Annotated in this window: 3 protein-coding genes and 2 pseudogenes; 3 read left to right on the top strand and 2 right to left on the bottom strand. The window is 58.4% G+C overall.

The window, feature by feature from the left end:
* Nucleotides 1–11 precede the first annotated feature (11 nt).
* Nucleotides 12–2,276, bottom strand: a complete 2,265-nt coding sequence (recJ, locus tag NW829_RS09095; protein WP_414412546.1) for a single-stranded-DNA-specific exonuclease RecJ — start codon at nucleotides 2,274–2,276, stop codon at nucleotides 12–14.
* 95 nt (nucleotides 2,277–2,371) lie between these two features.
* Nucleotides 2,372–2,539, bottom strand: coding sequence for a conjugal transfer protein TrbI (locus tag NW829_RS09090; RefSeq protein WP_414412547.1), 168 nt, complete (start codon nucleotides 2,537–2,539; stop codon nucleotides 2,372–2,374).
* Between the two features lie 169 nt (nucleotides 2,540–2,708).
* Here NW829_RS09090 and NW829_RS09085 point away from each other — a divergent pair.
* The 3 genes and pseudogenes from NW829_RS09085 to NW829_RS09075 all read left to right on the top strand — a co-directional run.
* Nucleotides 2,709–3,632 (top strand): annotated as a pseudogene (locus tag NW829_RS09085) (IS630 family transposase).
* Between the two features lie 320 nt (nucleotides 3,633–3,952).
* Nucleotides 3,953–6,310, top strand: coding sequence for a hypothetical protein (locus tag NW829_RS09080; protein ID WP_414416920.1), 2,358 nt, complete (start codon nucleotides 3,953–3,955; stop codon nucleotides 6,308–6,310).
* 3 nt (nucleotides 6,311–6,313) lie between these two features.
* Nucleotides 6,314–6,791: pseudogene (locus NW829_RS09075) on the top strand (hypothetical protein); the annotation flags it as partial.

Here is a 6,791-nt window from a genome sequence, read left to right as displayed (position 1 = left end):
CTCCCTTCTCACTACTCTCCGTTCTTTTCTCTTTTCTCTCTTGTCTCTCTTGAGAGGGGATCCGATTGCATTAGCCGCTGACACAGTTGGGCAATCTGGGTGGGGCTGGCCTCGTCCAGCCAGCGGTGAAAGGCTTGGGATTCCTGAAGGCGGCCCATCAGTAGCGTGGGGATCTGCTCCGGACTGTCCAGTTCCGCCAGCCACTGCCGGGGAAAGCCGGTTGCCGCAGCCAGATCCTCGGGATCCCGTCGGCCTGCTTGCCACAGCGCTTGCAGTTGGGCAATCTGCTGGGGGATCTGCTCCCAGCGGTGGCCAGAAGCAGTCAGGATCAGGGTTCGGGGCTGTGCCTGTTGCAGCAGTTGTGCCAAGTCCGCCGGTAACCAGGGCCAGCGGGCCAGTACCAGCTTTGCCCCTTTTGGTGGTGGAACAAAGTTCTCGGCCTCCTGCCCGTCGTAACAGATGGCCCCCTGCTGCGAATCCGGCAGGGGTTTCTGCCGAGAATCTTGGATCTGTAGGCGAGGGGCGGAAATGGTGGGTGCCTGCCACTCTCCCGCAGGGCGCACCGCCAGCACTTTGCCCTGCCAAGGCTGTCTGCCCCGGTCATCCGCCTCCAACTGGAGGGCGATGTCCAAAGCCTGGCATTTTTGCCAGCGCTCCAGCTCTTCTCCGGCCTGCCAAAACCACAGAGTACGGGATCCCGGCGAGCCTTGGAGTTCAAACTTGAGGTGGCGGCCATTGCGGGAGACTCCCAGGTTGGAGCTATTGGGACGGAAGTTCATCAAGGCAACGACGGGGTTGGGGTTGCCGTGCCCAAAGGGCTGCAGAAGCTGCAATTGCCGATACACCTCATCCAGCTCTGCCACCCCATCCCGATCCTGAGAGACCAGTAGCTCCCAGTCGAGGATAATCTCCACCGCCAAGGCGCGAGCCCGCTGATCCGGGCTAACCCGCGCGGCCAGCTCCCGCTGCAACGCCAGTTGCACAGCGGCCAGGCAAGCCAGATCCACTTGGATCCTGGCGGCCATGGGGTGTCCGCCTCCCCGCCGCAAGAGGGGGCGCACGGCCTCGATGGCCTCCACCAGGTTCACCCCTGGCAGGGAACGGCCCGACCCATAGCCCCGTCCCGCCGCTTCGTCTTTGGCGATCAACACCGTTGGGCAGTTATACTGCTCCACCAAGTGCGCCGCCGCGATCCCTAGAACCCCTGGGTTCCAGCCGGCTTCCGCCAGAACAATGGCTCCTTCCCGGGTCAGATCCAAGCTCTCTACCTGTTGGCTGGCCTCTTGGATCACTTGCTGGGTGAGCTGCCGGCGCTCTTCGTCAAGGGCAACAAACCGTTGCACCAGCGCCTGGGCCCGCTCTGGATCGGAGGTGGTCAGCAGCTCCACTGCTAAGCTGGCGTCTTCCAAGCGGCCAATGACGTTCAACTTGGGGGCGATGCGAAAAGCAATATCCTGGGCTGTCGGCGACCTCTGGAGCTGGCCGTTGCTAACCTGGGCCAGCAGAGCTCGCAACCCCGGGCGCTGCGTACTGGCCAGCACCGGCAGGCCCCGCTGCACCAAGTAGCGGCACTCCCGCTGCAACACCGCCACATCGGCCACAATTCCCACCGCCACCAGATCCAGGTGCTGCTCGACACCAGGGATCCCTAGGGCTTGGTAGAGCGCCTCCGCCAACTTGTAGGCCACTCCCACCCCCGGCAAGAAGCGCAGCGGATGTTCAGCCGGCAATCGCAAGGGGTTGACCACCGCATAGGCAGCGGGCAAGGGATCCGGCAGCATGTGGTGATCCGTCACGATCACGTCCACCCCCTGGGCTTGGGCCATGGCAATTTCGGCAGCATTGCCCACCCCGCAATCCACCGTCAGGATCACTTGGCAGCCCTGGGCCAGCACCTGCTGTAGCCGTTGAGGATTGAGCCCGTGCCCCTCGGTGCTGCGCAGCGGTATGGAGAACTGGACTCGGAAGCCCAAGGGTTGTAACGCCGAGAGCAGGAGACTGGTACTGGTGACACCATCGCAGTCAAAGTCCCCCCAAATGCACAGGGTCTCTTCCCTTTCCCGTGCCTGCAGCAGCCGCGCCACCGCCCGCTCCAGATCCGGCAGGGATGCTGGTGGTGTGGGGGAATAGTGTTCGGGATCCACGAAGGCCTGCGCCTGCTCCCAGGTGTGCAGACCCCGCAGAGCCATCACCTTGGCCGCATACTTGCCATATTCCCGGCTCAGTTGCGGATTGAACTGGGGGGGAGTGGGCAGCAGCTCCCAGCGGTATTCCATGCAAGCTCGACAGGGATAAAGGTTCCTAGGAGCCTATCAAAAACTGCCTGGGGAGAAAAGCAGCTTGGGATCCCCAAGAAGGCCTGGTGACCTGCTTATTGACAGCAGTGGGAAGCCACACAACAAGCGGAGGGGTGCTCGTGATTGTGGGTGGCACAGGCTTCGCTGCAGTAGAGTTGGCCTTCGTAGCGATAGCCTTGGCTGCTCTCGAAGCTGCAGTTGCAGTGTTCACAGGCACAACGGACAAGGGTGCTGGTGGACATGATTTTTTTCTCCTTCTTTTCTAGGGATCCTCTTGTCGAAGATCCGCGTCTCTACACCCTAGCGGTTGCTCGGCAACGATGCTGAAACAAGAATCAGAATCATTTTTGGCACTTCACCGATTACAGCCTATGAATTAGGATACAAGTATCCAAGAGAAAAGAGAGATATATACCAACCTATTTGTTAGATTTATCCCAAAGAGTTGTGGCAGCTTATCAGGCAGGCAAGACCTCCACTCGCCAGGTAGCGGAACAGTTCATGGTAACCCAAAGAACACTGCACCACTGGGTGCATCAGTATCAACAAACTCAGGATTTATCCCCCAAGAAAGTCGGCACAAAGCGAGTAGGTATTCTGGAACAACACCGGCAAGAAGTTATGACGGTCATTGAAAGGCGCCTGAACTATTATCCGTGGTAGTATCAGGAACTGCTACGAGAGCAACTGGATACTGATGTGAGTGCTGTTACGATAGACAACTTTTTAAAAAAGCGAGGAATGACGCTAAAAAAGAATTACCGCAGTGTAAAAATCAGAGAAGAGGAGGTGCAAAGGCAACAATTAGCCTATAGCTAAGAAGTCAAGAATATACCAGTGGAAGATATAGCTATTCTAGACCAGACAAGGGTGTGAGAGGCAATGGAACGGAGGGGTATCTCGGAGTTTACGCAGTCAAAGAGCTTACAGTTACCGTCAGAGATGCAAAGGGAAAAAACATAAGATTATTGAAGCTATTTCCTGGAGAGAGGCAGTAGGCTGTTGTGTTATCAAGGGTGGAATGCGGAAGAGCAATTTTCTGGAGTTTTTGCAAAGTGACTCATGTCCGGAACTGGATGCGCGGAAGGTGGTGATTAGAGTTCGGAAGTGGAGGGTTTGATTCAAGGAACAGGTGCGCGGATCATAGACCTGCCTGTGTATGCACCAGAGTTGAATCCGATTGAGAGGATGTGGTCGGTATTGAAGCCTTTTATCCGGCAGTTTTCCAGAGCCGGGAAGTATGGGATGGAGCAGATAGCAGAGACCTCTTGACTACTCATCAATCCATTCTGCTTCCGAAGTTGGTTTGCTAGGTGTTGCTACTGTGCCCCTTGATTCCTTAACAGGCTGTACTGCTCCATCCCTATGCACGAAGAGGGATGCCGCCGCCCTAATTACTGGGAAGAGACTCCCAGATACTTTGTCCCTCTAATGTCCCTCTAGTAAGAGGTACTGCACCACGAAGCACTCAGTGCCGCCGCAGGCGAACAAGCTGGCGGAGTTCGCAGTTACTGTATCAAGAAGCCGTCATAAAGGGCGGGGCTTGTAACCCAGTTTTCTGGTCAATGTGGCGTTGGCATCTCTTTGTGCTTTATCCTGAGGGGCGATAAGCTAAAGTACAGCAACAACACAGTCCTAAACTGGGAACTTTATTGATGCCTCCGCGCTCCTCTTCCTCCCAGAGTGGCTCTACCCCATTCCCCTTTCTGGAGGGGCGGGGTGCTGCTGACGGTGAGGCTGAGTCGAGCTTGCCGCTGGGACAGCGTTTGCTGCGGGCGGGTCTGATCTCCCAATCCCAGTTGGCTCAGGCTCTGCGAGAGCAACAGCAAAACCACCTCAAGTTGGGAGAAGTTTGTCTCGAGCACGGCTGGCTCACTCTGGCTGATCTCTACCGCCTCCTGCCCAGCCAGTCTCTTTCTCTGGGAGAGATTTTGGTGGCACTGGGCCACTTGGATTTTGAGCAGTTGCGGGTTGCTCTGGCCCAACAGCGTCGCTACGGGCGGAAATTGGGGGAGATTCTCACCTGGAAAGGCTGGGTACAGCCAGCCATTTTGGATCGCGCCTTGGATGTTCAGGTGCAACTGCAACGGATGGCTTCCCCCAATGCGTGGGAAGCACTGCAGCCTTTTTTGGCTAAGGATCCCGTACCCGAGGTTCAGCCTATCCCCCGAAGATCGACAATTCCTGGCCGAGAAGACCCAGCTCAGGATTGGCCTGCACCCGAAGAGGCCAGGAGAGAGAGTACGGTTCAGCCGCCGAGTCTTGAATCTGCGGCTGGGGGAGATTCCATCCCTGGAACATTAGCCGCGGCAGCCTCGGATCCCTTTGCCGATGAGCCTCAACCGGCCACCTTGGCTGACTACCGCAAGCAAGTGGAAGCCTTGCGGCTACAAATCGAGCTCCAGGAACAGGAATGGGATCGGATCCTGGCCAACATGAACCAGCAGATTGCCGATTTTCAAAACCAGTATCAGCAGCGCATTCAAAAACTGGAAGCCACCATCCGTCTCCAACAAGCAGAGCTCCAGCACCAGGCAACGTTGCAGCAGGATTTGCGGGTTTGGCGGGAACAACTGCAAAGGCTGGAAACGGAGCTGGCTCTTGCCCGCGCTGCTGAGCAAAGGGCGCAGCGGCAGTTGCAAACCCAGCAAGATTGCTATCAGTCGGAATTGGAGCAGTTGCAAGAGCAAATCCAGATTCTGCAGAAACGCCAGTTGGACTCGGTGCCCAGCAGCGTTGTGGCTGACCTACGCGCTCAATTGGAAGCGGCGCTCCAGCAGCTCCAGCAGCTCCGGTCGGGGCGGGATCAGCTGCAGGCCCAACTTGCCCAGCAAGCTGCAGAGCCAGAAGCTGCCCCATCCCGGCATCTGGATTCCTTCTGGCCAGAGCAGGTTGCCGCCTTGGAGCAACAGATTGCGGAGCTGAGGGCCGCTTTGCAGATGTGGCAAGAGCGCTACGCCCAGCTACAGCAAGAGCACGAGGCCCAAATGGCGCGGCTTTCCGGCTATGTTCCCCCAGAGCAGGTGGAAAGCTTACAGGCGCAGCTACAACAACTGCAAGCGGAAATAGCACAGCTGATGGCAGCCAACCGTGACTACGAAGCGCACCTTGCCCAACTGGAGGAGCAACTGCAGCAGAGCCAAGCCCTGATCCACCAGCTCAGGGCAGAACGGGCCGAGGCCGACCAGCGCATTGTCCAACTGGAGGGATCCCTGCAAGCCCGCCAAGAAGCCTTGGAGCAAGCTCAACAACAACTGAAAACCACGGGATCCCGCCTCAGCGCCCTTCAACAGCAGCAGGCCAACTTGACGGTGGAACTGCGAGATGCGCGAGAGCTGCTAGCGGCCTACCGACAGAGCTTGGAGACTTTACAGGAGAACCTCAAGATTGAGCAGAATCGCAACCGTCTGCTGCAGGTGAGTTACGAACAGCAAAAGCTGATCGCCGAGGCAGCGCAGGCTCAGTTGAGAGCAGCCAACTTCTCTGGCTCAACCGCCAAAGATGAGCCAGCACGTTCGCGTGAGCGAAACACAGTCCTTACGAGGAGACTGGAGGAACCTGCGACCGATGCCGGGGAGCTTCCCGCCAATCCTGAGGACACGCCGACGGATCCTTTGCTGGCGGAACTCACCCCCTGGGCCAGGCATCTGTTCCAAAACTTGCAGGCAGCGGGCTTGCTGGATCGGCCCCAGATCCAAGACATCCTCAGCCGCTGGCAACAGTCGGGGGGCAAGCTGACTGCGGTCATTGGCGAGTGTACCGGCCTGAAGGCAACCACGATCAAGTTCTTTGCGGATGGGGGGTATTCTGCCCGTTTGTCGGGGTGCCGCACGGTGGGAGAGTTCCTCAAGGCTGCCGACTTGTTGGCTGCTGAAGTGCTGGAGTCCTTGCCGCCGATGGATGAATCTTCGCCCCACTGGGGGGATCCCTTGGTGGAGCGGGGGTTATTGCGACCGGAGACGCTGCAGTATTTTCGCAAACATTTCCTGCCAGCTTCTGCCAGCGGATGCTGAGATATGCCAGAACTCCGTCCGAGCGCCGAGACCGTCAAGCGGATGAAGGTCTTGCCTCCACAGCACATTGTCGGGCAGGAGATGGCGGCACGACTGCTTGTGGCGGCCCTGGAGAAGGGGCGGGTGACTTCCAGCTACTGCTTCTTGGGCCCCCAAGGGGTGGGGCGGAAGCTGATGGCCCGTTGGTTTGCCCAGGCCCTCTTGTGCGAATCCAGCTCCGGGATCCCTTGCGGCAAGTGCTCCCACTGCCGTTGGCTGCTGGCGGGCAACCATCCCAATCTCCACTGGGTCAGCCCCACCTACCTGCACCAAGGCCGCCTAATTGCGGCAGACTCCCCGGAGGCGCAAACCTTGCAACGGCGCTCGCCGCCCCAAATTCGCCTGGAGCAGGTGCAGGGGGTATCCCGCTTCTGTGCCCGCAAGCCGATTCGAGCCCAGCGAAAGGGCTCCGCCCCGCTAAAGGACTCCGTCCCGCTTACGC

This window comes from Synechococcus sp. R55.8 (assembly GCF_047461895.1).
Taxonomy (GTDB): domain Bacteria; phylum Cyanobacteriota; class Cyanobacteriia; order Thermostichales; family Thermostichaceae; genus Thermostichus.
This window is presented reverse-complemented; position numbering and strand designations above follow the sequence as displayed.